This window comes from Variovorax sp. GrIS 2.14 (genome assembly GCF_046115955.1).
In the GTDB taxonomy this organism is placed as follows: Bacteria; Pseudomonadota; Gammaproteobacteria; order Burkholderiales; family Burkholderiaceae_C; genus Variovorax.
In genome coordinates this window covers 274,227-299,403 of record NZ_JBJXIA010000001.1, presented here as the reverse complement: position 1 = coordinate 299,403, position 25,177 = coordinate 274,227, and the positions used below count along the sequence as shown (strand labels likewise).

At 63.5% G+C, this 25,177-nt stretch carries 26 protein-coding genes; 11 read left to right on the top strand and 15 right to left on the bottom strand.

What is annotated here, in order from left to right; translation table 11 throughout:
• Window positions 1–114 precede the first annotated feature (114 nt).
• The 7 genes from RCH10_RS01460 to sucC all read right to left on the bottom strand — a co-directional run bounded on the left by RCH10_RS01460 (window position 115) and on the right by sucC (window position 7,612).
• Window positions 115–921: a 3',5'-cyclic-nucleotide phosphodiesterase gene (locus RCH10_RS01460; RefSeq protein ID WP_409050966.1), complete on the bottom strand. Its 807-nt coding sequence runs from the start codon at window positions 919–921 to the stop codon at window positions 115–117.
• A 27-nt stretch (window positions 922–948) separates the two neighbouring features.
• Window positions 949–3,216 (bottom strand): CHASE2 domain-containing protein, encoded by a 2,268-nt coding sequence (locus RCH10_RS01455; protein WP_409050965.1) that lies wholly within the window; start codon window positions 3,214–3,216, stop codon window positions 949–951.
• Between the two features lie 18 nt (window positions 3,217–3,234).
• Window positions 3,235–3,891, bottom strand: a complete 657-nt coding sequence (locus tag RCH10_RS01450) for an FHA domain-containing protein (protein WP_409050964.1) — start codon at window positions 3,889–3,891, stop codon at window positions 3,235–3,237.
• A 42-nt stretch (window positions 3,892–3,933) separates the two neighbouring features.
• Window positions 3,934–4,743, bottom strand: a complete 810-nt coding sequence (locus tag RCH10_RS01445) for a Stp1/IreP family PP2C-type Ser/Thr phosphatase (RefSeq protein WP_409050963.1) — start codon at window positions 4,741–4,743, stop codon at window positions 3,934–3,936.
• Window positions 4,744–4,765: 22 nt separating this feature from the next.
• Window positions 4,766–5,449 carry a TerC family protein gene (locus RCH10_RS01440; protein WP_409050962.1) on the bottom strand — a complete coding sequence of 228 codons (684 nt, stop codon included), beginning with the start codon at window positions 5,447–5,449 and terminating at the stop codon, window positions 4,766–4,768.
• Window positions 5,450–5,542: 93 nt separating this feature from the next.
• Complete coding sequence (gene sucD / locus RCH10_RS01435; RefSeq protein WP_187053641.1) at window positions 5,543–6,436, bottom strand: succinate--CoA ligase subunit alpha; 894 nt, start codon at window positions 6,434–6,436, stop codon at window positions 5,543–5,545.
• 9 nt (window positions 6,437–6,445) lie between these two features.
• Window positions 6,446–7,612 carry an ADP-forming succinate--CoA ligase subunit beta gene (sucC, locus tag RCH10_RS01430; RefSeq protein WP_187053642.1) on the bottom strand — a complete coding sequence of 389 codons (1,167 nt, stop codon included), beginning with the start codon at window positions 7,610–7,612 and terminating at the stop codon, window positions 6,446–6,448.
• A 181-nt stretch (window positions 7,613–7,793) separates the two neighbouring features.
• On the opposite strand from sucC, the gene argC reads away from it, so the two are divergent.
• Complete coding sequence (argC, locus tag RCH10_RS01425) at window positions 7,794–8,717, top strand: N-acetyl-gamma-glutamyl-phosphate reductase (RefSeq protein ID WP_409050961.1); 924 nt, start codon at window positions 7,794–7,796, stop codon at window positions 8,715–8,717.
• 26 nt (window positions 8,718–8,743) lie between these two features.
• Here the strand turns inward: argC and RCH10_RS01420 are convergent, their stop codons facing one another.
• The 3 genes from RCH10_RS01420 to recA are packed head-to-tail and all read right to left on the bottom strand — an operon-like array spanning window position 8,744 to window position 11,101.
• Entirely contained in the window at window positions 8,744–9,466 is a 723-nt protein-coding gene (locus RCH10_RS01420) for a hypothetical protein (protein WP_409050960.1), read from the bottom strand.
• 46 nt (window positions 9,467–9,512) lie between these two features.
• Window positions 9,513–9,962: a recombination regulator RecX gene (gene recX, locus RCH10_RS01415; protein ID WP_409050959.1), complete on the bottom strand. Its 450-nt coding sequence runs from the start codon at window positions 9,960–9,962 to the stop codon at window positions 9,513–9,515.
• 29 nt (window positions 9,963–9,991) lie between these two features.
• Window positions 9,992–11,101: a recombinase RecA gene (gene recA, locus RCH10_RS01410; protein WP_323498300.1), complete on the bottom strand. Its 1,110-nt coding sequence runs from the start codon at window positions 11,099–11,101 to the stop codon at window positions 9,992–9,994.
• Window positions 11,102–11,246: 145 nt separating this feature from the next.
• Between recA and RCH10_RS01405 the strand changes: the two genes are divergently transcribed.
• From RCH10_RS01405 to RCH10_RS01395, 3 genes are read left to right on the top strand one after another with little or no spacing between them, the layout of a single operon-like run.
• A complete protein-coding gene (locus RCH10_RS01405; RefSeq protein WP_323498301.1) occupies window positions 11,247–11,720 on the top strand; it encodes a MarR family transcriptional regulator in 474 nt (157 codons plus the stop codon).
• Window positions 11,721–11,747: 27 nt separating this feature from the next.
• A complete protein-coding gene (locus RCH10_RS01400; RefSeq protein WP_409050958.1) occupies window positions 11,748–12,422 on the top strand; it encodes a response regulator in 675 nt (224 codons plus the stop codon).
• Window positions 12,419–13,858: a sensor histidine kinase gene (locus RCH10_RS01395; RefSeq protein WP_187053649.1), complete on the top strand. Its 1,440-nt coding sequence runs from the start codon at window positions 12,419–12,421 to the stop codon at window positions 13,856–13,858. Before RCH10_RS01400 ends, RCH10_RS01395 begins: the two co-directional genes overlap by 4 nt.
• Window positions 13,859–13,863: 5 nt before the next feature.
• On the opposite strand, the gene RCH10_RS01390 is transcribed toward RCH10_RS01395, so the two are convergent.
• The 3 genes from RCH10_RS01390 to RCH10_RS01380 are packed head-to-tail and all read right to left on the bottom strand — an operon-like array spanning window position 13,864 to window position 15,486.
• Window positions 13,864–14,070, bottom strand: a complete 207-nt coding sequence (locus tag RCH10_RS01390; protein WP_409050957.1) for a sporulation protein — start codon at window positions 14,068–14,070, stop codon at window positions 13,864–13,866.
• Window positions 14,071–14,075: 5 nt separating this feature from the next.
• Window positions 14,076–14,888, bottom strand: a complete 813-nt coding sequence (locus RCH10_RS01385; RefSeq protein ID WP_409050956.1) for a biotin--[acetyl-CoA-carboxylase] ligase — start codon at window positions 14,886–14,888, stop codon at window positions 14,076–14,078.
• A gap of 4 nt (window positions 14,889–14,892) precedes the next feature.
• Window positions 14,893–15,486, bottom strand: coding sequence for an SET domain-containing protein (locus RCH10_RS01380; protein WP_409050955.1), 594 nt, complete (start codon window positions 15,484–15,486; stop codon window positions 14,893–14,895).
• Window positions 15,487–15,568: 82 nt separating this feature from the next.
• Between RCH10_RS01380 and RCH10_RS01375 the strand changes: the two genes are divergently transcribed.
• Together RCH10_RS01375 and RCH10_RS01370 are read left to right on the top strand one after the other, a co-directional pair.
• Entirely contained in the window at window positions 15,569–18,550 is a 2,982-nt protein-coding gene (locus tag RCH10_RS01375; RefSeq protein ID WP_409050954.1) for a DNA topoisomerase III, read from the top strand.
• 26 nt (window positions 18,551–18,576) lie between these two features.
• A complete protein-coding gene (locus RCH10_RS01370; RefSeq protein WP_409050953.1) occupies window positions 18,577–18,765 on the top strand; it encodes a hypothetical protein in 189 nt (62 codons plus the stop codon).
• Window positions 18,766–18,785: 20 nt separating this feature from the next.
• On the opposite strand, the gene RCH10_RS01365 is transcribed toward RCH10_RS01370, so the two are convergent.
• Window positions 18,786–19,673, bottom strand: a complete 888-nt coding sequence (locus RCH10_RS01365; RefSeq protein ID WP_409050952.1) for a gamma-glutamyl-gamma-aminobutyrate hydrolase family protein — start codon at window positions 19,671–19,673, stop codon at window positions 18,786–18,788.
• Between the two features lie 127 nt (window positions 19,674–19,800).
• Here RCH10_RS01365 and xylB point away from each other — a divergent pair, with 127 nt between their 5' ends.
• Window positions 19,801–21,300, top strand: a complete 1,500-nt coding sequence (gene xylB, locus RCH10_RS01360; protein WP_409050951.1) for a xylulokinase — start codon at window positions 19,801–19,803, stop codon at window positions 21,298–21,300.
• 16 nt (window positions 21,301–21,316) lie between these two features.
• Here the strand turns inward: xylB and RCH10_RS01355 are convergent, their stop codons facing one another.
• On the bottom strand, window positions 21,317–22,441 hold the full coding sequence (locus tag RCH10_RS01355) for a catalase family protein (RefSeq protein ID WP_409050950.1): 1,125 nt from the start codon (window positions 22,439–22,441) through the stop codon (window positions 21,317–21,319).
• Between the two features lie 454 nt (window positions 22,442–22,895).
• Here RCH10_RS01355 and RCH10_RS01350 point away from each other — a divergent pair, with 454 nt between their 5' ends.
• The 4 genes from RCH10_RS01350 to RCH10_RS01335 all read left to right on the top strand — a co-directional run bounded on the left by RCH10_RS01350 (window position 22,896) and on the right by RCH10_RS01335 (window position 25,143).
• Window positions 22,896–23,165: a hypothetical protein gene (locus RCH10_RS01350; RefSeq protein WP_187054809.1), complete on the top strand. Its 270-nt coding sequence runs from the start codon at window positions 22,896–22,898 to the stop codon at window positions 23,163–23,165.
• 63 nt (window positions 23,166–23,228) lie between these two features.
• Complete coding sequence (gene infA, locus RCH10_RS01345; RefSeq protein WP_187053658.1) at window positions 23,229–23,492, top strand: translation initiation factor IF-1; 264 nt, start codon at window positions 23,229–23,231, stop codon at window positions 23,490–23,492.
• Window positions 23,493–23,497: 5 nt separating this feature from the next.
• Window positions 23,498–24,898, top strand: a complete 1,401-nt coding sequence (gene dbpA, locus RCH10_RS01340; RefSeq protein WP_409050949.1) for an ATP-dependent RNA helicase DbpA — start codon at window positions 23,498–23,500, stop codon at window positions 24,896–24,898.
• Between the two features lie 74 nt (window positions 24,899–24,972).
• The gene (locus RCH10_RS01335) at window positions 24,973–25,143 is read left to right on the top strand and encodes a hypothetical protein (protein ID WP_187053660.1); all 171 of its coding nucleotides are present in this window, start codon (window positions 24,973–24,975) and stop codon (window positions 25,141–25,143) included.
• Window positions 25,144–25,177: the final 34 nt, after the last annotated feature.

The following is a 25,177-nucleotide window of genomic DNA, read 5'->3' as shown; positions in this document are numbered from 1 at the left end:
ACAGCCAAAATCTGAGTACTTGTTCACGCCCGGGTTACAACGTGTGACAGAACTTGTTGCTTTTGCCTTACGGTCGCATGACAAATTTTGTCACCGTGACCAGATCTGTCGGCCTCAAAGCGTCAGAAGCGCCTCAGCCTCCAGCCACCGAATATCCCGCTGCTCCAACCCATGCATTTCCCAGCCCTCGGCAAAGGCGCCGATCTGGCTCATGATTTCTTCGGTCTCGGCGGGCTTGGTGTGGGTGATGTAGATCGGGTAGGTTTTGCCTCTGGCGATCTGGGCCAGTTCGTCGGCCAGCGTGGCGGGCGACAAGTGCAGGCTGCGTTGGGCCAGTGCCTGCTCGCGGTTGCTGAAGGCGGTTTCAATGACCAGCATGGCAACGTCGAGTTCGTTCACGCGCTTCCAGAACTGGGCGTTTCGTTCTGTGTCGCCGCTGAAGACCCAGTGCTTGCTGCCTTCGACGGAGCGAATGGCGTAGCCGCAGGCCGGTACGGTGTGCACGGCCGGCAAGACTTCGATGTGTTTAGGTCGCCGTGTGCCCAGCGCCAAGGTCTGACCGACATTGAGATCGTGGAACGTGACGAAGGGCGACTCGGTGCTCGGTATGTTGGCAAAGTCGGGCCAGATGACGTTGTTGAACATGTGGGCGCGCAGGGCCTCGATGGTGGCGCGCAGCGCATGCACGCGCAGGGGCTGGCTTCTGCGGCTGGCAACGGCATCGATCATCAACGGGAGTGCAGCGACGTGGTCGAGGTGCGAATGGGTCAGCACGACGTCGTCGATGGCCGCCATTTCTTCGAGGGTGAGGTCTCCTACGCCGGTGCCGGCATCGACGAGCAGGTCGTCGTCGATCAAAAATGAGGTCGTGCGGCAGCCTTTGGCAATAGCGCCCGAGCAGCCCAACACGCGCACTTGCATTTTTTGAGGTCCTCTAGATTTTTGCCGTCATTTGGATTCGAACCGGGTTGCACCGTCCCAGTCGGGATCTTTGGGGCGCAACGCCATCGAGGCTAAACGCTCGGCGTACAGCTGGTAAAGGACTTTTTTGACGCCGGGAGCGAGCAGCGGCGTCAAAAGCGAGCGGCCCCCGGCCCAGTCTTGCGCGCGGTAGGCGGTCAATACCTGCTGCCAGACGTCGAGCCCGGCGCGGCTCGTTTTGGCTGCCGCAGTGGCCCGGCCCAGGGGCGCGAAGATAGTCACGCTCTGGGCCTTGCCCTTGACGCGCACGCGGTCGAGCTCTTGCCAGACGTAGGCGGGGGCGGCATGGCGCGTCGCATCGCTCACCACGACTTCGGCACCGTAGATGCCGCTCTGGCTCTCGAGCCGCGACGCCAGGTTGACGGCATCGCCGACCACCGTGTAGCTGCGACGCACGGCCGAGCCCATGTCGCCGACGCTCATCACGCCGGTGTTGATGCCGATGCCCACGCTGATGGCCGGCTGGCCGGTTGCGCGGTGCGCATCGTTGATGGCGTGTACGGCAGCCGCCATTTCGAGCGCGGCCGCCACGGCCAGGTCGGCATGGTCGGGCGTGTCGACGGGCGCTCCCCAAAAGGCCATGACGCAATCGCCCATGTACTTGTCGACGGTACCGCGGTGTGCGCTGATGATTTCTGTGAGCCGGCTGAAGACGCCGTTCAGGAATTGCTGCAGCTCGGTCGGGGCCATGCGCTCCGACATTTCAGTGAAGCCGCGCATGTCGCAGAACAGCACCGTGAGTTCCTTGCTGACGGCTCGCATGCTGTAGCTGCCGGGCGAGGCCAGCATCTCCTGCACGAGCTGCGGCGGCACGTAGGTGCCGAAGAGTTGCGCCAGGTTGCGCCGCTCCCGCGCTTCGACAAAGTAGCCCCAGCTCAGGTTGAGCACGAAAGCGACCGCGCACATGACCAGCGTTGCCGCGAGGGGCAGCACGAGCCCGGCATCGACGTAAAGCCATGTGTTGAGCCCGACCACGACCGCCACCGTGGCGGCGGCGATGAACACCGCCCGCGCGGCCGAAACGATCGACAACCCCAGCGCGAGGATGAGACCGGTGATTGCGATCAACAGCACGTCGTAGCCGGCGGCGTAGTCCGGCTTTTCGGGCAATCGGCGATCGAGCAATCCTGAAATGATGTTGGCATGCACTTCCACGCCAGGGAAGGCGGCACCTACCGGTGTCGAGCGGAGGTCTTGCAGGCCGGGCGCGGTGGCGCCGATCAGCACGATCTTTCCCTTGAGTTCGCCCGTGGCGAGTTTGCCGCTGAGCACGTCGGCTGCCGGTACGTATTTGAACGATCCGCCGTGGGCGCCACCCGGTCCGCGGTAGGGCACCTGCAAGCTGCCCCTGGCATCGACCGGAAGACGCAAGAACGACTTGCCAATTGGCCCTTTCGAACCATTCGCAAGGACCAGCGCGCCATCCTTGACCAAGAGCGCGGGCATGCCGTTGGCCCGGCGATACACGGCAAGCCCTAGCGATTCGTAGTAGCCCGCTTTGGCGGCGGTGCCTTGGTACTGCGCAAGAACCGGGGCGGCGCGCACGATGCCGTCTGCATCGGTTTCGATCAGCACGTTGAGAAAGCCGGCGTGTGCGGTTGCATCTGCGAGCAGTGCGATGCTGCCGCCAAATCCGTTCCAGGATGTCGCGCGCTGCGCGCCGGGAGGGAAGGCATCGAGCGCAAAGACCGGACTGGGCAACCAGCCCATGCCGCGTGGCTGGGTGGTCTGCGTGAAGTAGTAACCGAGCGCGACGGGCCTGCCTTTGAGCACGTTGGCAAAAATCGCGTCGTGGTCCAGCTCGGGCGCGAGTTGATCGACTTGCTCTTTCAACCCCGCAACGTCGCGCAGGGGACCGGCTGCAATCTGCCGCAGTGCAGCCAGTCCGGAGCTGCCGTCGGGCTCGGCGAACATGACGTCGAACCCGAGAACTGAAGCTTGCTGACGATCGATCAGTTCTGTCGTCAGCGCGGCGAGCTTGTCGCGGCTCCAGGGCCACTGGCCGTATGCCTGCAGGCTGGGGTCGTCGATGTCGACGATGACGACGCGCGGGTCGAGCGTGCGCGGCAGCGTCGCGCGGAGCCGAACGTCATAGATCGACAGATCCAGCCGCTCGACAAAGGAAAACTTGTAGACGCCGGTGGCGTGAATCAGCGCCAACAAAACAGGCAACAGCGTGATGGCAACGCGCGGCCAGTGTTGCCCTACCGCTGCGACCGCGCTTTTGGCGGTCACCGCGAGGCCTGATGAAAGTCAGGCGTGGACGAACTGCATCTTGGTGCCGCCGAGCTCGAGCACGTCGCCGTCTTGCAATGCGACGGCTTCGGTGCCGAGGGGTTCGCCATTGAGCGTGGTGCCGCCATCGATCGGAGCCACCACGTAGCCCTGAATGCGGCGCGTGACAGCGGCGACAGCAACGCCAGGTTTGCCGATGGTGGTGACGACCTTTGCCAGCGAAAGTTCGCGGCCGGCACCGGTGCCAGACAGCACGCGGATGACTGCAGAGTTGACCGCACCGCCACCGAGTGGCGCTGAAACCGTCGGCGCGGAGCTGAGCGGAATCGGGGCAGACGGGTGAGAAATGGACGCTGGCTTGGTCGGCGCAACGGCTTCAGCGGCGCCGGCAGCCGACAGGTAGCGGATCTTGTACTTGCCGACTTCGACGACGTCGTTGTGCTCCAGCGCCTGCTTTTTGATGGCGCGCGCGTTGACGTAGGTTCCGTTGGTGCTGTTGAGGTCTTCAAGATAGACATCGGCGCCGATCATGTGGAGCACGGCGTGCTCACCGCTGATCGCCAGATTGTCGATGACGATGTCGTTGTACGGTCGCCGACCCAGGGTAGTGCGGTCTTTGGCGAGCGTCACTTCCTTGATTACGACACCATCGATCGAAACGATCACTTTCGGCATGGCCGACTCCTGAATGAAGGACGCTGAACTCTTGGGGAACCGTCAATCCGCAGCTTCTGGCGCCGCAACGCCGTTTGCACGGGCCAGAACAACTGAAATGTTATCCCGTCCGCCATTGTCGTTTGCAGTTGCAACCAAAAGTGTTGCTTTCTCCGACAGTCCGATATCTCGTGACAGAAGCGTGAAAATCTGCGCGTCGGAAACCATCTCGCTGAGACCATCGGAACACAGCAGGAACAGGTCGCCGGGCAGGGCGTCGTGCTCATGCATTTCAAGTTCCACGTGCCGTTCGATGCCGAGCGCGCGGGTCACCAGATTGCGGTGCGGCGACTGCGCTGCCTGCTCTGGCGTGATGGCTCCGGCGTCGAGTTGTTCCTGCAGCAAAGAGTGGTCGCGTGTGAGCAGATGGAGTTGCTCTTCGCGGAGCCGATAACAGCGTGAATCGCCGATGTGGCCAACGATGGCGCGGCTGGGTCCGAACACCGAAACGACCAATGTCGTGCCCATCCCCTGCAGTTGCACATTAGCAACACCCGCTTCCAGAATGGCCTGGTTTGCCTCGTCGACGCCCACCTGCATCGCCCGGCGCATCGCGCGCGGATGCGCTGAAGGGCCGGAATGCGCCAACCAGCGCCCGAAGCTGGCTTGCAGCAGCGCGATCGACATGCCGCTGGCGACTTCGCCGCCGTTGTAGCCGCCCATGCCGTCCGCCAGGATCGTGAGGCCCAGGGCCGCGTCGAATGCGATCGCGTCTTCGTTGTTGGCGCGCACACGGCCGGAATCGGTCAGCGAGGCGTAGTCCCAGGTCAGCGTGCTGGCGGCGGTGGAAGAAGTGGCAGCAATGGTCACCATAAACAGGATTCAGGCTCCGAAATCAGTGGGCGGCGACGTGCGTCCGCTTTTGCAAAAATCGTCCGGCAAGGACAACGAAAGCCGCCCCCAAAGCGGCGCCGACGTAGTGCAACCAGGGCATCCCGGCCAGCGTGTCGCGCAACGTGACGTCACTGACGATGGTTTCGCCGCCGACCCAGCCGATGAGGGCGGCGCCGAGCATGACGATGATCGGGAAGCGTTCCATCAGTTTGATCATGAGCGTACTGCCGAATATGACGAGTGGAATGCTGATGGCCAGGCCCAAGATCAGCAGCGTGGTGTCGCCCTGTGCAGCAGCGGCCACCGCGATCACATTGTCCAAGCTCATGACCAGATCGGCGATGAGGATGGTGCGAACGGCAGTCATCATCGTGCCATATTCCTTACCTTCTCCCTCTTCTTCGTCACCTTCGCTTAACAATTGGACGCCAATGTAGAGCAGCAGCAGCCCGCCGACGATCTGCAGATACGGCAATGCGAGCAGCTTTGCAGCGACCACGGTGAGTGCGATGCGCAACACGACTGCGGCGCCCGAGCCGAACAACACGGCCTTCTTTTGCTGCGCCGGCGGCAGCGATCGGGCAGCCATGGCGATGACCACGGCGTTGTCGCCCGACAAGATGATGTTGATCCACACAATCTTGAGCAAGCCGATCCAGAAATCAGCGCTTTGAAGCAATTCCATGTGTTGTCTCGTCTTTTGTAAATCGAAAAAAGCGCTCGCAACCTGAATTGCGAGCGCTTAGTTCGTCGGGTCGCTGCAAAAAGCAGAGGCTTTTTACAGGCGAGCCTTCAGCAGCTTGGCCAGTTCGGAGAAATTGCGCGTCACGGTAAAACCGCACTCTTCCATGATGGCGAGCTTGGCGTCTGCCGTGTCGGCACCGCCGGAGATCAGCGCGCCGGCGTGGCCCATGCGCTTGCCGGGGGGCGCGGTGACACCGGCGATGAAACCGACGATCGGCTTCTTCATGTTGTCCTTGCACCAGCGGGCCGCGTCGGCCTCGTCCGGACCGCCGATTTCGCCGATCATGATGACCGCGTCGGTGTCGGGATCGTCGTTGAAGGCTTTCATCACATCGATGTGCTTCAGGCCGTTGATCGGGTCGCCGCCGATGCCGACTGCCGACGATTGGCCCAAGCCGATTTCGGTCAGTTGCGCCACGGCTTCATAGGTCAGCGTGCCCGAACGGGATACCACGCCGATGCGTCCCTTGCGGTGAATGTGACCCGGCATGATGCCGATCTTGATTTCGTCCGGCGTGATGAGGCCGGGGCAGTTGGGGCCGAGCAGCAGCGTCTTCTTGCCGCCGGCGGCTTCCTTGGCGCGCATCTTGTTGCGCACTTCGAGCATGTCGCGGACAGGAATGCCTTCGGTGATGCAGATCGCCATGTCGAGGTCGGCTTCGACAGCTTCCCAGATCGCGGCGGCGGCGCCCGGTGGCGGCACGTAGATCACAGACACGGTCGCGCCGGTCTGCGATGCGGCTTCCTTCACCGAGCCGAAAATCGGGATGCCGAAGATCGACTCGCCGGCCTTCTTCGGGTTCACGCCGGCGACGAAGCAGTTCTTGCCGTTGGCATATTCCTGGCACTTTTCAGTGTGGAACTGACCAGTCTTGCCGGTAATGCCTTGGGTGATGACTTTGGTGTCTTTGTTGATGTAGATCGACATGACGTTTCCTTAGACTTTCTTGACTGCTGCCACGACCTTTTGGGCCGCGTCCGCCATGGTGTCGGCGCTGATGATGGGCAGGCCCGAGTCGGCCAGCAGTTTCTTGCCTTCGACTTCGTTGGTGCCCTTCATGCGCACGACGAGCGGAACGCTCAAGTTCACTGCCTTGCAGGCTGCAATCACGCCGGTGGCGATGGTGTCGCACTTCATGATGCCGCCGAAGATGTTGACCAAGATGCCCTTGACGTTCTTGTTCTTCAACATGATCTTGAAGGCTTCGGTCACCTTCTCGGGGGTGGCACCGCCGCCCACGTCCAGGAAGTTGGCCGGCTCGCCGCCGAACAGCTTGATGGTGTCCATGGTGGCCATCGCCAGACCGGCACCGTTGACCAGGCAGCCGATGTTGCCGTCGAGGCTGATGTAGGCCAGGTCGAACTTGCTGGCTTCGACTTCGGCCGGGTCTTCTTCGTCGAGGTCGCGCAGGGCGACCAGTTCAGGGTGACGGAACAGCGCGTTCGGGTCGAAGTTGAACTTGGCGTCGAGCGCCTTGATGTTGCCGTTGCCTTCGAGGATCAACGGGTTGATCTCGACGAGCGATGCGTCGGTCTCCATGTAGATCTTGTAGAGCTTCTGCATCACGTCGACCGCTTGCGCCTGCGATGCTTCCGGCACGCCGATGCTGGCGGCCAGCTTGGTGCCTTGCTCGACGGTCAGGCCGAGGGCCGGATCGACGAAGTCGGTGTGGATTTTTTCAGGCGTGTCGTGTGCGACGCCTTCGATGTCCATGCCGCCTTCGCTCGACACGATGAAAGCGACCCGCTGCGTGGAGCGGTCGGTCACGGCCGAGACGTAATACTCTTTCTTGATGTCGGCGCCGTCTTCGATGAGCAGGCGGCGGACCTTCTGGCCTTCAGGGCCGGTCTGATGCGTGATGAGCTGCATACCGAGGATTTCGCCGGCGAGCTTTTTCACTTCATCGATCGAGCGGGCCAGCTTGACGCCGCCACCCTTGCCGCGGCCGCCGGCGTGAATCTGTGCCTTGACGACCCAAACCGGGCCGCCCAATTTTTGAGCGGCTTCCACCGCTTCCTGGACCGTGTAGGCCGGAATGCCGCGGGGGACCGGCACGCCGAACTTGGCAAGAATTTCCTTGCCCTGGTACTCGTGAATCTTCATGAGGGTGTTTCTCGGAAGGAGGTTGCGAACGGGGAGATCTGGAGACTGAATCGGCTGTTGTCCGCAGGCGACGGCAACCTGACGGCTGGGGGCGGCGAACAACCGCGGACTGTATCATGGTGCGCCGCACCAACGCGCACTTTGCGCTGCGGTCAATACGTACTTTCTCCTGACAAAAGCTATGGCCAAAGTCTTTATCGACGGTGAAGCCGGTACCACCGGTTTGCAGATTCGCGAGCGGCTCCAGAAGATGCCGCAAATCGAGGTCGTGAGCATCGCGCCGGAGCTCCGAAAAGACGTGAACGCCAAGCGGGACCTGATGGGCGGCGTCGATCTGGTGGTGCTCTGCCTGCACGACGACGCGGCCATCGAATCGGTCGCGCTGATCGACCAGTTGCCGGGCAAGAAGCCGAAGATCATCGATGCCTCGACCGCACACCGGACGAATCCGGCGTGGGCATTCGGCTTTCCGGAATTGGTGGCGGGGCATTGGCAGGTCGTGGCCAAGGCAGACCGCGTGGCCAACCCGGGCTGCTATGCGACCGGGTCGATCGCCATCGTGCGTCCACTGGTCGATGCGGGCATCTTGCCGGCTGACTTCGCGATCGCGCTGCCATCGGTGAGCGGCTACTCGGGTGGTGGCCGGACCATGATCGAAGCGTATGAAACAGGCGACGCGCCGCCCTACGAGATCTACGCGCTGGGCCTGAAGCACAAGCACATCCCGGAAATCATGAAGTACACGGGACTTACGCGTCGGCCGGTGTTCATTCCGTCGGTAGGCAACTTCAAGCAGGGCATGCTGGTGCAGTTGCCGTTGCATCTGGACGACCTGCCGGGCAAACCGAAAGCGGGTGATCTCCACGACGCGCTCGCCACGCACTACGCGGCGAGCAACACGCCCGAGAAGTTCGTGAAAGTGCTGCCGCCGACCATCGACGGCAAGCTGGAGCCGACCGCGCTCAACGACACCAACGCGCTGGAGATTCGGGTGTTTCCGAACGAGGACCATCGGCATGCGGTGGTCATTGCGCGGCTCGACAACCTTGGCAAGGGTGCCAGCGGTGCGGCGGTGCAAAACCTGAAGTTGATGCTGGGGCTTTGAGCCGGGCGCTCGGCTCTGCCGAGCAATTAGCGGGTGAGCCAGAGCCCGACGCCGAACAGCATCGCGTGCGCGCCGAGCGCAATCCACAGCAGCGTGTGCGAAGGCATGGCCATGTCGCGCAACGCATCGCCGACCTGCTGATGCAGCATCGCGCGCAAAGCCGGATCTTCTCTGCCGGCTTCTGCAGGTACGCTCGTTTCTCTCTGCGCCCGCCACTGCCGCAGCAAGTCAGACAGCGGTAGACGCTTGACCACGAAGGCGATGATGCGGCGCACCGCGCGACTGGTGCCGAGCGCCGGTGCGAGCTGGTCAGCCAACGCGTTGGCCGACAGCGCCTCGCCCGCGCGCTCAAGCGCACCATGGGCGCGAGGCATGGCCTCGATGCGGCCAGCGATGGCTGCCGACAGCCGCTCGCTCAAGCTGTCGCCATGCGCCGCGACGACATGCCTGAGCGCCCTGCGGCGCCCCTGCGCCACGCCGAGCATCACGTACAGCGGCACAAAAGCGACGAGCAGCACCGCCACCAGCAAGGCCGGAGAGGTGAGCAGCGCGAGCAGGGCACCGGCGCCGCCAGCCCGAGCCCCCGCCATGCCGGGCCCGTTGAGCCGGCCGACATACACAAAGAACAAACCGCCGCCCAGCAGCAATGCCAGCGCCACGCCGATGGCAACGGACCCGGCAAATGCCGCACCTGCTTTAAAGCCCGTTCGGGCGATGGACTGGGAGAAGGGTGTTTTTGTTTTCGACATGAGCTGCATTCCGATGTGTGACGACGCGGATCATGCCCGGAGGAACTCACTCATCGACGGTCCCTTTCAGGACCTTGGCCACGACGCCGCCGGCAAAGCCCCGCGCCATCAAAAATCGCATCTGCTTGCCGCGCTCTTTGGCGTCGAGCGGTACGGCATCGAAGCGGCGCCCCCAAACGTCGCGGGCGCGGGCCAGCTCGGTGTCTTGCAGCCCAGCGACGGCCTGCGTGATTGCTTCTGAACCGATGCCCTTTTTCTGCAGCTCCTGGCGCAAGCGCATCGCGCCCATGCGCGGCGCCCGCTGGTTCAAGACCGACTGAACCACGCGCGGCTCGCTGATGAAGTCTTTGGCCTGAAGCTCGTCGAGCGCCGTCGCCAGCAGGCCGGGCTCTTCTTCGTACTTCTTCAGCTTGCGTTCGAGTTCCGGCCGCGAGTGTTCGCGCTGACTCAGCAAACGCAGGGCGCGGCCCTTGAGAGACGGGGCAGCAAAGGCCATGCGGAACCTGCGTCGCGTCGCTCTGCTTCTTACTTGTCGGCTTGCTCGGCTTTTTCGGCCTTTTCAGCCTTGGGCGCCTTCACCGGCTTGGCCTCTACCAGCTCGGCCAGGACAGGGATGCCCAGCGATTCGCGCACCTTGTTCTCGATCTCGCGCGACAGCGTGGGGTTCTCGCGCAGGAACTCGCGCGCGTTGTCTCGGCCCTGACCGATTTTTTCGCCGTTGTAGGCGTACCAGGCGCCCGACTTGTCGACGATCTTGGCGGTCACGCCCATGTCGATGATTTCGCCTTCGCGGCTGATGCCCTCGCCGAACAGGATGTCGAACTCCGCCGTCTTGAAAGGCGGGCTGACCTTGTTCTTGACGACCTTGACCTTGGTCTCGTTGCCGATCGCTTCTTCGCCCTTCTTGATGGTGCCGATGCGACGAATGTCGAGCCGGACTGACGCGTAGAACTTGAGCGCATTGCCGCCAGTGGTGGTTTCGGGCGAGCCGAACATCACGCCGATCTTCATGCGGATCTGGTTGATGAAGATGACCATGCAGTTGGTCTTCTTGATGCTGGCGGTCAGCTTGCGCAGCGCCTGGCTCATCAGGCGGGCCTGGAGACCGGGCAACGAGTCGCCCATGTCGCCTTCGATTTCGGCACGCGGCGTGAGCGCGGCGACCGAGTCGATCACGATCAAATCGACGGCACCTGAACGCACCAGTGAATCGACGATTTCGAGCGCCTGCTCGCCGGTGTCGGGCTGGCTGATCAGCAGGTCGGACAGGTTCACGCCCAGCTTTTGCGCGTACTGCACGTCGAGCGCGTGTTCGGCGTCGACGAAGGCGCAGGTGCCTGACTGCTTTTGCATTTCGGCGATCACCTGAAGCGTGAGCGTGGTCTTGCCCGAGGATTCAGGGCCGTAGATTTCGATGACCCGGCCGCGCGGCAGGCCGCCGACGCCCAACGCGATGTCAAGGCCGAGCGAGCCGGTCGACACAACCTGCACGTCTTCCAGCGCCTCGCCTTCACCGAGCCGCATGATCGTTCCCTTGCCGAACTGCTTCTCGATTTGAGCGAGTGCAGCCTGCAGTGCCTTGGCCTTTTCGCTGCCTGCGACTGAAATGCTGGTGCCTTTGACGAGTGCGTCCATTTGAGAATCTCCTTGAATATCAACGGGTTGGAATGACTTCGATCCATCTGCTTTTAACTACAGGCTGGATGCTTGAACAGTAGTGTAGAGGCTCATTGGTTTAAGTAAACCCGTTTTTTAGTCAGTTTGAGTTACCATTAAAGCCATGACTCTCGACCCCGAAAACGCATGGCGCCAAACCCATTTGGGCCGACTGCTCGGCCATGCGATGCGCCGCTTCGACGAACGCGTGCTGGCACTCATGGCGCACGACGTCGACGTGCCGCTGGCGCTCTCGAATCTGGCTGCGCGCTCGCAGATCAGCGCGGCGCACATCCACATCACGCGTCACTTGGCACGCGATGGCGCGCGGCTCACTGCGCTGGCCGCGAGCGCCGGCATGACGAAGCAGGCCATGGGCACGCTGGTCGATCAATGCGAAGCCTGGGGCCTGGTCACCCGTGGCCCTGACCCGCTCGACGCGCGTGCACGCCGCGTGCAGTTCACCGCCGACGGGCTGGCCTGGCTCGAAGCTTTTCGCAAAGCCGTCGCGCAAGCGGAAGACGAGTTTCGTGCCAGCGTCGGAAACGACATCGCCACCGTGGTAACCATTGGCCTCGAAGCTTATGCCGCAGCCTAGAATTTGCGCAACAAGCCGGAGGTGGCGATGCGGATTCTGATTGCAGAAGATGACCAGGTGCTGGCCGATGCCCTGCTGCGCAGCCTGCGCACCTCGGGTGCGGCAGTCGACCACGTGGCCACCGGCTCGCAAGCCGATGCGGCGTTGATGACCAACAGCGAATTCGACCTGTTGATCCTCGACCTAGGCCTGCCAAACATGCACGGCCTTGAAATCCTCAAGCGCCTGCGCGCCCGTGGCTCACAGCTCCCGGTGCTGGTGCTCACCGCGGCCGACAGCGTCGAAGAGCGCGTCAAGGGCCTCGACTACGGGGCCGACGATTACATGGCCAAGCCGTTCTCGTTGCAGGAGCTCGAAGCCCGCGTGCGCGCCCTCACGCGGCGCGGAATGGGCGCCACCAGCAACGCCATCAAGCACGGCCCGCTGGTGTACGACCAGGCAGGTCGCGTGGCGACCATCGACGGCAAGACGGTCGAACTCTCGGCGCGCGAGCTTGGCCTGCTCGAAGTGCTACTGCAGCGGGCGGGGCGCCTGGTGAGCAAAGACCAACTGGTCGAACGGCTGTGCGAATGGGGCGAAGAAGTGAGCCTCAACGCCATCGAGGTTTACATCCATCGCCTGCGCAAGAAGATCGAGAAAGGTCCGGTGCGCATCGCGACCGTTCGCGGCCTCGGTTATTGCCTGGAGAAGATTCCGGCGTGAAGCTCTTCCAGCGCGGCCAGCGCTCCCTGTTCGGGGAAATCCTCGACTGGATGCTGACCCCGCTGCTGCTGCTGGTGCCGGTCAGCATCGGCCTCACATGGCTGGTGGCGCAGGGCATCGCCAACGCGCCCTTCGATCGCGCGCTGGAGTACAACGTGCAGACGCTGGCCAAGCTGGTCACGGTGCAGGGCGACCACGTGCTGTTCAACCTGCCGCAGCCGGCACGCGAGATCCTGCGAGCCGACGACACCGACCACGTCTACTACCAGGTGCTGACGTCGAGCGGCGAATCGCTCGGTGGCGACCACGACATACCACCCCCACCCGAAGACGAATCCGCCACCATCGGCTCGGTGCACATGCGAGATGCCGAGATGCGGGGCGCGACGGTGCGCGTGGCCTACACCTGGGTCCAGCCGCCGCTCGAAACGGCACCGCTGGTGCTCGTGCAGGTGGCAGAGACCCGCGAAAAACAGCAGGTGCTGGCGACTGAAATCATCAAGGGCGTGCTGCTGCCGCAGTTCGCCATCCTGCCGCTCGCCATCCTCTTGATCTGGCTCGCACTCGTGCGCGCCATCAAGCCGCTTTCGGAACTGGAAGAGCGAATCCGCGAGCGCAAGCCCGATGACCTGAGCCCGCTAGACGATCGGCTGGTGCCTTACGAAGTCGCGCCTTTGGTCGCTTCGGTGAACGGACTGCTGACGAAACTCAAGGAATCGATCGCCACGCAAAAGCGCTTTCTGGCCGACGCCGCGCACCAGCTCAAGACGCCGCTCGCCGGACTGCGCATGCAGGCCGATCTGGCGCAACGCGAAGGCGCCAATGCCGACGAACTGAAACAGTCGCTCAAGCAGATAGGCCGCTCGAGCATTCGCGCGACGCACACGGTGAACCAGCTGCTCGCGTTGGCCCGCGCCGAAGGCGGCGCCGGTGCGCTGGCGTGGCAACCGTGCGACCTGGCGCGACTCACCGTCGAGGTCGTGCGCGAGGCGGTGCCGCGCGCGATCGAAAAGCGCATCGACCTCGGGTACGACGGCGTCGAGCCGGGTGCGCCAGGTGTCATGCTCGAAGGCAACGCAACGCTGTTGAAAGAGCTGGTGCGCAACCTGGTCGACAACGCGATCGCGTACACGCCGTCGTCGCCCGACCGGCCCGGCGTGATCACCGCGCGGGTGCTGGCCGATCCGTTCGGGCACATCGTGCTGCTGCAGGTGGAGGACTCGGGACCGGGTATTGCCGAGTCGGCGCGCGAACTGGTGTTCGAGCCCTTTTATCGCGTGCTGGGCAACGAGGCCGACGGCTCGGGGCTGGGCTTGCCGATCGTGCGGGAAATCGCGCGGCAGCATCTGGCCACCGTCACGCTGGAGGACGCGCATCCGGGCGTGCAGTCGCCGGGTGCGCTCTTCAGCGTGCGCTTCGACACCGCCAAGCCCTGACGGGCTCAGCGCGCGACGTTGCTGTCAGTCTTCGACGCAGGGGTCGATGGCGCCGCCGTATCACCCTTGCGAATCTGCAGCATTTCGGGCCGCACTTGCTGGCTGAGCCGCTGCGGTTCGCGTTCGGTTCCGGCAGACGGCCCACCGTCGCCAGACCATATGAAATAGCCGAGGTTGATAGCGACCAACGCGAAGAAGACCCAGCGCAACATGGACTTCAGACCGCCGGCCCACGCGGGCGCACGCTGACTTCGGAACTGGAGATGGATTGCATGCCGTTCTCAGTATGCACGCGCAGTTCGCCACCCCAGCCGACGCCTTCGCAGCGGCCGACGGTGCCATCGCTGAGTTGCACTTCGCGCCCCTGCAACGCATCGCGCGCCGCGAAGCGTTCGGCGAAGAGCGCAAAGCCCTGCGCCTCGAAAGCCAGCACGTCGCGCAACAACGGCGCGACCAGCATCTGCAACACGGTGGGTGGTGTGGCGTCGGGCAGCCATTGCTGCGCCCAGGCCGGCGCTGTGCTGAGACCGGTTGCGTCTCTGGGGCCGACGTTCAGGCCGATGCCGATCACCAGCCAGCGCGAGGCCGCATCACCGATCGTGGCCTGCGGCAACGCGGTCTCGATCAGGATGCCACCGAGCTTGCGGTCATCGATCCAGAGGTCGTTGGGCCACTTGAGGGCGAGCCGTGCAGCGCGCTGCGGATCGAGGCTTTCCGCCACGCTGACCCCGATCGCCAACGACAGGCCCGACCAGTCGCGCGGTGCCAGCGGCAAGCCGATCGAGAAGGTCAGCGACGCGGGTTCTTCAGCCATCTGCGCGCTTTGCCAAGGGCGTCCGAGGCGGCCGCGGCCGGCGGTCTGGCGTTCGGCGACAAGCAACACGGGCGCCAGTTGTCCGGCGCGGCCACGGCGCATCAACTCGGTGTTGCTCGAATCGATCTCTTCGACCACCTCGATGGCCATGTCGGGCCGCAACGGCGCCGTGGCGGCCGCCAGCTGATCCGGATTCCACGCGTGGCTCAGCGCCATGTCATCAGTCCTTGGTGGACTTGTCCTTTTTGCCGGATCCCTTCGCCCTCCTGACCTTTTTTTCTGCCTTGACCTTGTCAGCTTTGGCCTTCTTCTTCGCCTTCTTTTTCTTCTTCTTTTTCTCGTCTTCCTTTGGCGCGAGCAAGGTGCCACGGCACGCCTCGGCACCACACCAGCACGGGAATTCCGCCAGCAACTCGGCCGTGTACGGCTCGTCGATCATCAGCCCGTAGTCGTAGTTGAGCTCTTCGCCCGCCGCGATGTTTTGCAACGCCTTGATGAAAACTCGGCCATCGGTTTCATCGGCCTCGCAGTTCGGCGCACACGAGTGGTTGATCCACTTGGATGCGTTGCCGTTGATCTTGCCGTCGATCACATGGCCGTCATCGATATGAAAGTAGAACGTGTGCTGCGGCTGGCTGGGGTCGTGAGGGTGGCGCCGGAGCGCTTCTTTCCAGCTGATGACTTCGCCCTTGTATTCGATCAGCGTCTCGCCCTCCGCGATGTCCTGCACGGCGAACACGCCGTTGCCATGAATGCCCGAGCGGCGCGTTTGTATGCGGCGGCCAGAGGTTGAAACGGGGGATTTGGTGGGCATCGCCGAAGTCTGATAGTTTGAATAGGCACACATGCGCATGCGTGCGTACGCACGCGAGGCGCCGAGTATAGAGAGCACTCATATGACAAAGACACTGGTTATTGCAGAAAAGCCTTCGGTGGCTCAGGACATCGTCCGCGCGCTCACGCCCGTGGCCGGCAAGTTCGACAAGCACGACGAACACTTCGAGAACGACACCTACGTGGTGACCAGCGCGGTCGGCCATCTGGTCGAGATCCAGGCGCCGGAGGAGTTCGACGTGAAGCGCGGCAAGTGGAGCTTTGCCAACCTGCCGGTGATTCCGCCGCACTTCGACCTGAAGCCGGTCGACAAGACCAAGACGCGCCTGAACGCGGTCGTGAAGCAGGCCAAGCGCAAAGACGTGACGCAGCTCATCAACGCCTGCGACGCGGGCCGCGAGGGCGAACTGATCTTCCGGTTGATCGAGCAGTACGCCGGCGGCAAGACGCCTTTGAACAAGCCGGTGCGCCGGCTGTGGCTGCAGTCCATGACGCCGCAAGCCATTCGCGATGGCTTCGACCACCTGCGAACTGAAAAGCAGATGCAGGGCCTGGCCGACGCCGCACGTTCGCGCTCCGAGGCCGACTGGCTCGTCGGCATCAACGGCACGCGGGCGATGACAGCGTTCAACTCGCGCGACGGCGGGTTCTTTCTGACAACCGTGGGCCGCGTGCAGACGCCCACGCTGTCGGTGGTGGTCGAGCGCGAAGAACAGATCCGCAAGTTCGTCTCGCGCGACTACTGGGAAGTGCACGCGAGCTTTGCGGCCGAGGCCGGCGACTACCCCGGCAAGTACTTCGATCCGGCGTGGAAGAAGGCGAACGCGCCGCTCCTGCCCAGCGGCGAGCCGGATGCAGAGCAGCGCGCCGATCGCGTGTGGAACGAGCGCGACGCGCTGGCCATCGCCCAGGCGGCGCGCGGCAAGCCGGCCACGGTCACCGAAGAAAGCAAGCCGAGCACGACCGCCAGCGGCATGTTGTTCGACCTGACCTCGTTGCAGCGGGAAGCCAACAGCCGCTTCGGCTTCAGCGCGAAGACCACGTTGTCGCTGGCGCAGTCGCTGTACGAGCGCCACAAGGCACTCACCTATCCGCGGACCGACTCGCGCGCCTTGCCCGAGGACTATCTGCCCGTCGTGAAGGACACGATGGCGATGCTCGCCAACAGCGGCATGAAGCACCTCGCGCCATTCGCCAAGCAGGCGATCGACGGCAACTATGTCAAGCCGAGCAAGCGCATCTTCGACAACGCCAAGGTGTCGGATCACTTCGCGATCATCCCGACGCTGCAGGCACCGAGCGGCCTGTCGGACGCCGAACAAAAGCTGTACGACTTCGTGGTGCGGCGTTTTCTGTCGGTGTTCTTCCCGAGCGCTGAGTACCAGATCACCACGCGCATCAGCACCGTGACCGAAGCCGGCAAGAAATACGCATTCCGTTCCGACGGCAAGGTGCTGGTGAAGCCCGGCTGGCTTGCCATCTACGGCAAGGAAGCCGTTCAAGACACAGACGAAAAAGACGGCAAGAACCTGGTGATCGTGAAGCCCGGCGAAGTCGTGCGAACCGAATCGTGCGACGCCAAGGCGCTCAAGACGCGGCCACCGGCGCGCTACTCCGAAGCCACGTTGCTGGGCGCGATGGAAGGCGCCGGCAAGACCATCGACGACGACGAACTACGGGAAGCGATGCAGGAGAAAGGCCTCGGCACGCCTGCCACGCGGGCGGCCACGATCGAAGGACTGATCGCCGAGAAGTACATGCTGCGTGAAGGCCGGGAGCTGATCCCGACCGCCAAGGCGTTCCAGCTGATGACGCTGCTGCGTGGCCTCGGTGTCGAGGAGCTTTCGAAGGCGGCGCTGACCGGCGAGTGGGAATACAAACTGGCCCAGATGGAAAAGGGCGCGCTGACGCGTGCCGCGTTCATGCTCGAGATCGCCGAGATGACGCAGCACATCGTCAAGAAGGCCAAGGAGTACGACCGCGACACCGTCCCAGGCGACTACGCGACACTCGCGACGCCCTGTCCCAACTGCGGCGGCGTGGTCAAAGAAAACTACCGCCGCTACACCTGCACGGGGCTCCCCGGCAAAGAGCCTTGCGGCTTCTCTTTCGGCAAGTCGCCGGCAGGGCGCACCTTCGAAGTGGTCGAGGCCGAAGCACTGCTCTGCGACAAGCATATTGGCCCGCTGGAAGGCTTCCGGTCGAAGGCTGGCTGGCCGTTCACTGCCGAAATCATCCTGAAGTTCGACGAAGAAGAAACGAAGAACTGGAAGCTGGAATTCGACTTCGGCGACGACAAGAATGCGGAGACCGGCGAGATCGTGGACTTCAGCGGCCAGGAGTCGCTCGGGCCGTGCCCGATCTGTGCGTCGCGCGTGTTCGAGTACGGCACCAATTACGTCTGCGAAAAGTCGGTGCCGACCGTCGAACAGCCGACACCGAGCTGCACTTTCAAGAGCGGCAAGATCATCCTGCAGCAACCGGTGGAACGCGCGCAGATCGAGAAGCTGCTCGCTACCGGCAAGACCGACTTGCTCGACAAGTTCGTCAGCATGCGCACGCGCCGCGCCTTCAAGGCTTTCCTGTCGTGGAACAAGGAAGAGGGCAAAGTGAGCTTCGAGTTCGAGCCCCGCACGTCGAAGTTTCCGCCGCGCAAGACTTTTGCCAAGGCGGCACCGGCTGCGAAGAAAGCCACAGCAGGCGCTGCGGCCAAGGCAGCAAAGGCAGCAAAGGCACCGGCGAAGAAGGCTGCAGGCACGACGACTGCCGCCAAAAAGGCGGCGCCCAAGGCACCACGCAAGCCGGGCACCGGCCTGAAGCCGAGCGATGCGCTGGCTGCCGTTATCGGCGCCGAGCCGGTCGCGCGCACCGAAGTCATCAAGAAGCTGTGGGATTACATCAAGGCCAACGGCCTGCAGGATGCAACCAACAAGCGCGCCATCAATGCCGACGCCAAGCTCAAGCCAGTATTCGGCAAAGACCAGGTGACGATGTTCGAACTGGCGGGTATCGTGGGCAAACACCTGAGCGCCTTGGCGCCGTAATGAAACGAACCTTCAGTAACCGTCTCATGAAATACATCCTTTCCGCCTTCGTCTCCATCGTCGCCCTGTGCGCTGCTGCGGGCTGCGCGTCAGGCAACACATCGCAGGAAAGCAGCGCCGCGACAAGTGCCAGCGGCGGCAGCGGCATCCAGGTGTTCGGCGTGATCGACGCCAGCGTCTCCCACACCACGACCAAGTCGATCCCAAGCCGCTAAGAACCGCAGAGGCTCGACGGTTAGCGCCTGAGCAGCGCCTGCCGCAACAGCCGCGCGGCTCGGTTCCGTATCTTGCCGGGGGCTGCACGCAAGGTAGATTTGGCCGTTACCTTGGTGGTGGCGCAGGCCCACAGAAAGTCGTGGAGGATGGCGCTGTCGTCCAACGTTTCCTTGCTGCCGAACTTGTGGAACTCCGGGTGCCATTGCGTCGCCGCGATGTAGCTGCGGCCGCGGTCGGCGCGTCGGCGGATCGCTTCGGGCACGCGGTCGGGCAGGCTCCATGCCTCGATGTCGAAGCCCGGCGCCAGCGCCTTCACACCCTGATGGTGGATGCTGTTGACGCGCGCCGTGTCGACGCCCGGATAGAGCTTGGCGAGCCGTGTGCCGGGAACGATCTCGAGCGCGTGAAAGTTCTGGTCGTAGGCCACCGGGTCGCGATGGCGAAGCGTCTCGGGATGGCCATGCTGCTCTTCGATGTCCTGGTACAGCGTGCCGCCGAACGCCACGTTGATGAGCTGCAGCCCCCGGCACACACCGAAGATCGGCTTGCCGGCCTGCTCGAAAGCCTCGACCAGCGCGAGGTCGTACAGGTCACGTACGCGGTCACCGAGCCAGGCGTCTTTCAGCGGCACCTCGCCATAGCTGCCGGGCCACATGTCGGCGCCGCCATGCATGACGACGCCATCGAGCCACTCGGCGTAGTGCGACAGCTTGGTGTCGCCGCGCGCAGTTTCACCCGTCGGGCAAGGCACCATCACGACCATCGCACCCGCGGACATCAACCAGTGCGCGATCGACTGCTCGACGTACTGCAGGGTCTTGTTGCTGAACATCGCACGAGACGGATCGGCATGCGAAAAGCAGGCCGACAGACCGATCTTGAGCCGGGCGGAAACAGGTTGGGCCATCGAAAATATTCTGCCGATGCGGCCTCTCGCCCGGGGTCGGACGACACGCCAAGTATCCTTCCAACGCGCGAGCGCTCCTGTGCGAAGACAGGCGCGCGGACAACGTTTCGAATCACGGAGGCAAAGCATGGATATCGGCATCGACATCGGCACGTCGGAGGTCAAGGTCGTCCTGGTCGACGACGCGCAGCGCGTGATCGGTCAGGCTAGCGCGGCAGTGGCTATTTCTCGACCGCATCCGCTGTGGTCTGAGCAGGCGCCCGAAGACTGGTGGAGCGCCACGCAGGTCGCGCTGGGCAAGCTCAGGGAGCACCACCCGAAGGAGTACGCGGCCACGCGCGGAATCGGGTTGTCGGGTCACATGCATGGCGCCACGCTGCTCGACGCGCAAGACCGCGTGCTGCGTCCGGCCATCTTGTGGAACGACGGCCGAAGCCACGCGCAATGCGCCGAACTTGAACGCCGCGCGCCCGAGAGCCGTCGCATCACGGGCAACATCGCGATGCCGGGCTTCACCGCACCGAAGCTCATTTGGGTCGAACAGAACGAGCCGGAGATATTTGCGCAGGTAGCCCGGGTGCTGCTGCCGAAAGACTTCGTTCGACTGAAGCTCACTGGCCAAGCGGTGTCCGACATGTCGGATTCGGCAGGCACGCTGTGGCTCGACGTGGCGGCACGCGACTGGTCCGACACCATGCTGTCCGCCACGCACCTCGATCGATCGCAGATGCCGCGCCTCGTCGAAGGCAGCGAGGCCAGTGGTACGTTGCTGCCCACCGTCGCCTCGCAGCTCGGTCTGCAGGCCGATGTGGTGGTGGCGGGCGGCGCGGGCGACAACGCGGCAAGCGCGGCCGGCCTGGGAGTGACGGCACCTGGCACTGCGTTCCTGTCTCTGGGCACCTCGGGGGTCTACTTCGTGGCGAACGCGGCTTACTCCCCCAACCCCGAAAGTGCGGTGCACGCCTTCTGCCACGCGTTTCCGGGCACCTGGCATCAGATGAGCGTGATGCTGTCGGCGGCGAGTTGCCTCGGCTGGCTACGGCGCCTCACGCACGCGACCGACGAAGCGCAGCTTGTCAGCGAAGCCGAGGCGCTTCCGGATGGCGCCGCCACGCCGCTGTTCTTGCCATACCTGTCTGGCGAGCGCACACCGCACAACGATCCGTACGCGTCGGGTGTTTTCTTCGGTCTGACGCACGATCACACCCGCGGCCACCTCGCCTATGCCGTGCTGGAGGGCGTGGCCTTCTCGTTTCTAGATGGGCAACAGGCGCTGCTGGCCGGCGGCGCGCAGATCGACAGCGTGACGCTGGTCGGGGGCGGCTCGCGCAGCGCCGCGTGGGCACAACTGCTCGCCGATGTGCTCGGTCGCACGCTGGATCGACGCAGCGGCGGTGAAGTGGGTGCCGCGTTGGGTGCGGCACGACTCGCACGCCTGGCGAGAACGGGGGAGGCGGTCGCCGATATCTGTGTCGCACCGGCCTTGCAAGACAGCTTCGCGCCGAACCCGGCGCGCACCGCCGAACTGGCCGAGCGCCATGCGCAATATCAGCGGCTCTATCGGACCCTCAAGCCCGAGATGCAGCGCCTGTCGACCGCAGGGCAGCAGAAGTCTGAAGGAGACTGACCGCAGGCCCGGTCGATCACGAAGCGCTCGTGGAATTCGGAATGCGCGGCTCGTGCATAGGGCATCCGGTGCGCTCGCCACGAAATTGCGACGAGGCGGCATAAGCCACCTTGCGTGCCCGCATCACGCCCCCGAGCGGCTGGTGCGCAGCGAGTGCGTGCCACGGGTTGAACGCCATGCCATCGTCGATCTCGCGGGACAGCGCGGCGCTCCATCCCTCTTGCGCATCGAGCGTCAGTCGTGCAACGGCAATGAAAGGGCTCAAGTCCTGCGGCCATTCGATTGACGCATCTTCGATCGGCATCTTCTCGAGATCGGTACACAGCTGCACGCGCAACTCCCATTCGGCTGGCTCGCCCGTATGAGCCCGCAAAAAACCGGCGACCGCTTCACGTGTGCCATCCGGCTTGCCGTCAAGGTCCATCGGTGCGTTTTCGAGCGCGCGCAGGTCCGGCGACACGGGCGCCAATTGCAGCTTGGCGATGTAGGCACCATAGCGGATCGGCACCTGCGTAAAGAACGTCGCGCCGAGCGGGTGCGTTTCGGCATGGCCGCCCATCGAAATGAGCGTGCTGCTCTGGCCGCCGACCGCTTCGATCGCTTTCTCGACACCCTGCAATACGCTCGACAAAACTCGCTTGGCCGTCGGCGCCTTGTCGGTGGTGCCAGCAAGCAGCTTGAGGTTTTTAAGAAAGCCTTTGGCGTCCGGCGCGGCAAACACCGGGCCGTCGACGAACAGAAAGTCCTGGGTGCTGTCACCTTCAGACCCCGCGACGCGCTCGCCCTCGACGCCGATCACCTTGATCGCCATGCCGCGCGGCAGGGACACGCGGTCGTCGAGCACTTCAGCGGGGGGCGTCGAAATTCTGAGCACCACCGGGTAGCTGCGCGGCGCTGAAAAGATGCCCTGAGCCAACTCAGGAGGCAGGCCCTCGACAACATGCAGTTCACCGCGGAGCAGCCCGTGGCTCTTGGCGTGCACGGCGCGCATCGCATGGCCCGTGCTGTCTGCCATGGTTTTCGACATGCCGAGCAAGGTGTCAACCAGATCGGCCTGCGTTTGCGGCTCGTCTGATTTCGGAACCTCGACGGCAGGTGAAAAAAGAACCGGCTTGATAGACAAGGTGGAGAAATCGTTCATCGATGGCTTTTCGTTGGGTGTCGCTAACCAGCTAGGCGCTGCCTATTCGACCGACGCGGTATGCGATGCGATGTAGGAGCGCCACACCAATGCGTGCCATCCGTCATGGAACCCGCCCCAAACCCCAAGTTCCGTAGCAAGTCAAGCAGCAATGTTGGCCATTCGCCTATAATGGTGAGTTCGTTTCGATACCACGACGAAGCACTCTCGTCATCTTGCTGGCTGGCCCCGCGCGTTCCCGGAGTTCATGGAATTGATCTCCGGACTCGCCAAGGCCCTCATCTCAAGCCGGCTCTACAGTGTGTTGGAGCGCCAGACCCGGCGCCCATGATTGCCACCACTGCCTTCGTTCTTGTTGAAGCGAATTGCGCGTCCGCCGCGTCATTTCCGGCCGGCCTACGCCTCGTTTTTCAATTTTTTCGGCGCACGCGATGTTGCGTGTCGTCAAGGCTTCATGGACATCGTTCAACATAATATTGCAGTGGGCAAGTACCTCGTTTCACCGCTGATTCACTCTCAAGACGACGGGCGTTTCGCCGCGTCGGTTTCTATTCGTTCGGGCCGCGGAAGCGGTATGCATGACCGCGTCATGCGCTTCACGCCACGATTTGCCAGCCATGCCGCCGCCGTTCGCTATGCCGTCGACCAGGGCCTCGGCTGGGTCAGCGAGCGACATCCGGCACGGCCAATTCATCAGCCTGCGCCGGGTCACTTCGCAAGCTGAGCCCGACCATCGCCGGACAACCGTTTTCCATCTCCAACAGACACCGTTTTTTGAGGTAAATCAATGGCCAAAGAAGAACTCATCGAAATGAACGGCGCAGTGACCGAAGTGCTGCCCGACTCGCGCTATCGCGTAACGCTGGACAACGGTCATCAATTGATCGCCTACAGCGGCGGCAAGATGCGCAAGCACCACATCCGCATTCTGGCGGGCGACAAGGTGTCGCTCGAGCTGTCGCCGTACGATCTGACCAAGGGCCGGATCACGTTCCGCCACCTGGAACGTCGCGGTCCACCGCCCGTCAACAACGGCGCGCAGCGCCGCTAACCACCGTGACCCAAGTGACGAATCCGTCCACCGGGTTCGCCACCCTGCCGCTTACGCCGCAGATGCTGGCGAATCTCGACCAGCTCGGCTACACGGAAATGACGCCGATCCAGGCGGCCAGCCTGCCTCCGGCGCTCCTCGGCAAAGACCTGATCGCTCAGGCCAAGACCGGCAGCGGCAAGACAGCCGCCTTTGCCCTCGCACTCCTCGCCAATCTCAATCCGCGACGCTTCGCCATCCAGGCGATGGTGCTGTGCCCGACGCGCGAACTCGCAGACCAGGTCACGACCGAAATCCGCCGGTTGGCGCGCGCCGAAGAGAACATCAAGGTGGTCACGCTTTGCGGCGGTGTTGCATTGCGCGGGCAGATCGCCAGTCTGGAGCACGGCGCGCACATCGTGGTCGGCACGCCGGGCCGGATCATGGACCATCTGGACCGTGGCAACCTGAGTCTCGACGCGCTGAACACGCTGGTGCTCGACGAGGCCGATCGCATGCTCGACATGGGCTTTTTCGAAGACATCGCCAAGGTCGTGCGGCAATGCCCGAAAGAGCGCCAGACGCTGCTCTTTTCAGCGACCTACCCTGAAGGCATCGCCAAGCTCAGCGCCCAGTTCATGAAGGCGCCGCTGCAGATCACGGTGCAGGCACAGCATGAAGGCACGCAAATCCGCCAGCGCTGGTACGAAGTCAAGGACAGCGACCGGCTGCATGCGGTGAGCTTGCTGCTCGACCATTTCCGGCCGCAAAGCACGCTCGCTTTCTGCAACACCAAGCAGCAATGCCGCGATCTGGTTCAGGTGCTGCAGGCGCAAGGCTTCAGTGCGCTGGCCCTGTTCGGCGAGTTGGAGCAACGCGAGCGCGACCAGGTGCTGGTGCAGTTTTCGAACCGCAGCGCCTCGATACTGGTCGCGACCGATGTGGCCGCGCGCGGCCTCGACATCGCGCAGCTCGAAGCGGTGATCAACGTCGACGTGACGCCCGATTCGGAGATCCATATCCATCGCGTCGGCCGCACTGGCCGCGCCGGCGCCGAGGGCTTGGCGCTCAATCTCGCCAGCATGAGCGAGATGGGCAGCGTCGGAAAGATCGAGCAACTGCAGGGACGCGAGTCCGAATGGCATCCGCTGTCGGAACTCACTCCCGGCGTCGGTGCAGCGCTGCGGCCGCCCATGGCCACGCTGCAGATCGTCGGCGGCCGCAAGGAGAAGATCCGCGCCGGCGACGTGCTCGGCGCGCTGACGGGAGACTGCGGCTATGCCAAGGAGCAGATCGGCAAGATCAACGTCAACGAATTCTCGACTTACGTCGCGGTCGAGCGCGGCATCGCTCACGAGGCGGCGCAGAAGCTGTCGGGTGGCCGCGTCAAGGGCAAGAGCGTCAGGGTGCGGCTGCTGGAAGGCTGAGCCCACCCGGTCACAGGGTGCATTCCCCCAGTGTGGCCTAATCACGCCTCGAACACTTTTTACCTGAGCTTTTCATGCCCAAGATCATTCGCACCGAAGCCGACCGCGTCGCCACTCCCAAGCCGACCCCGGTGGCCGGCTCGACCTTGCCTAAAACCGGTGGCGGCCAAAAGGTCAGCCTCGAGCGCGGCAAGGCCACGCGCAGCAAAAAGAACCCGGGCAAGCGGGCCAAAAAGGGCGGCTAAACCGACCTTTTGCAGTCTTGCTGCAAACCCTTCG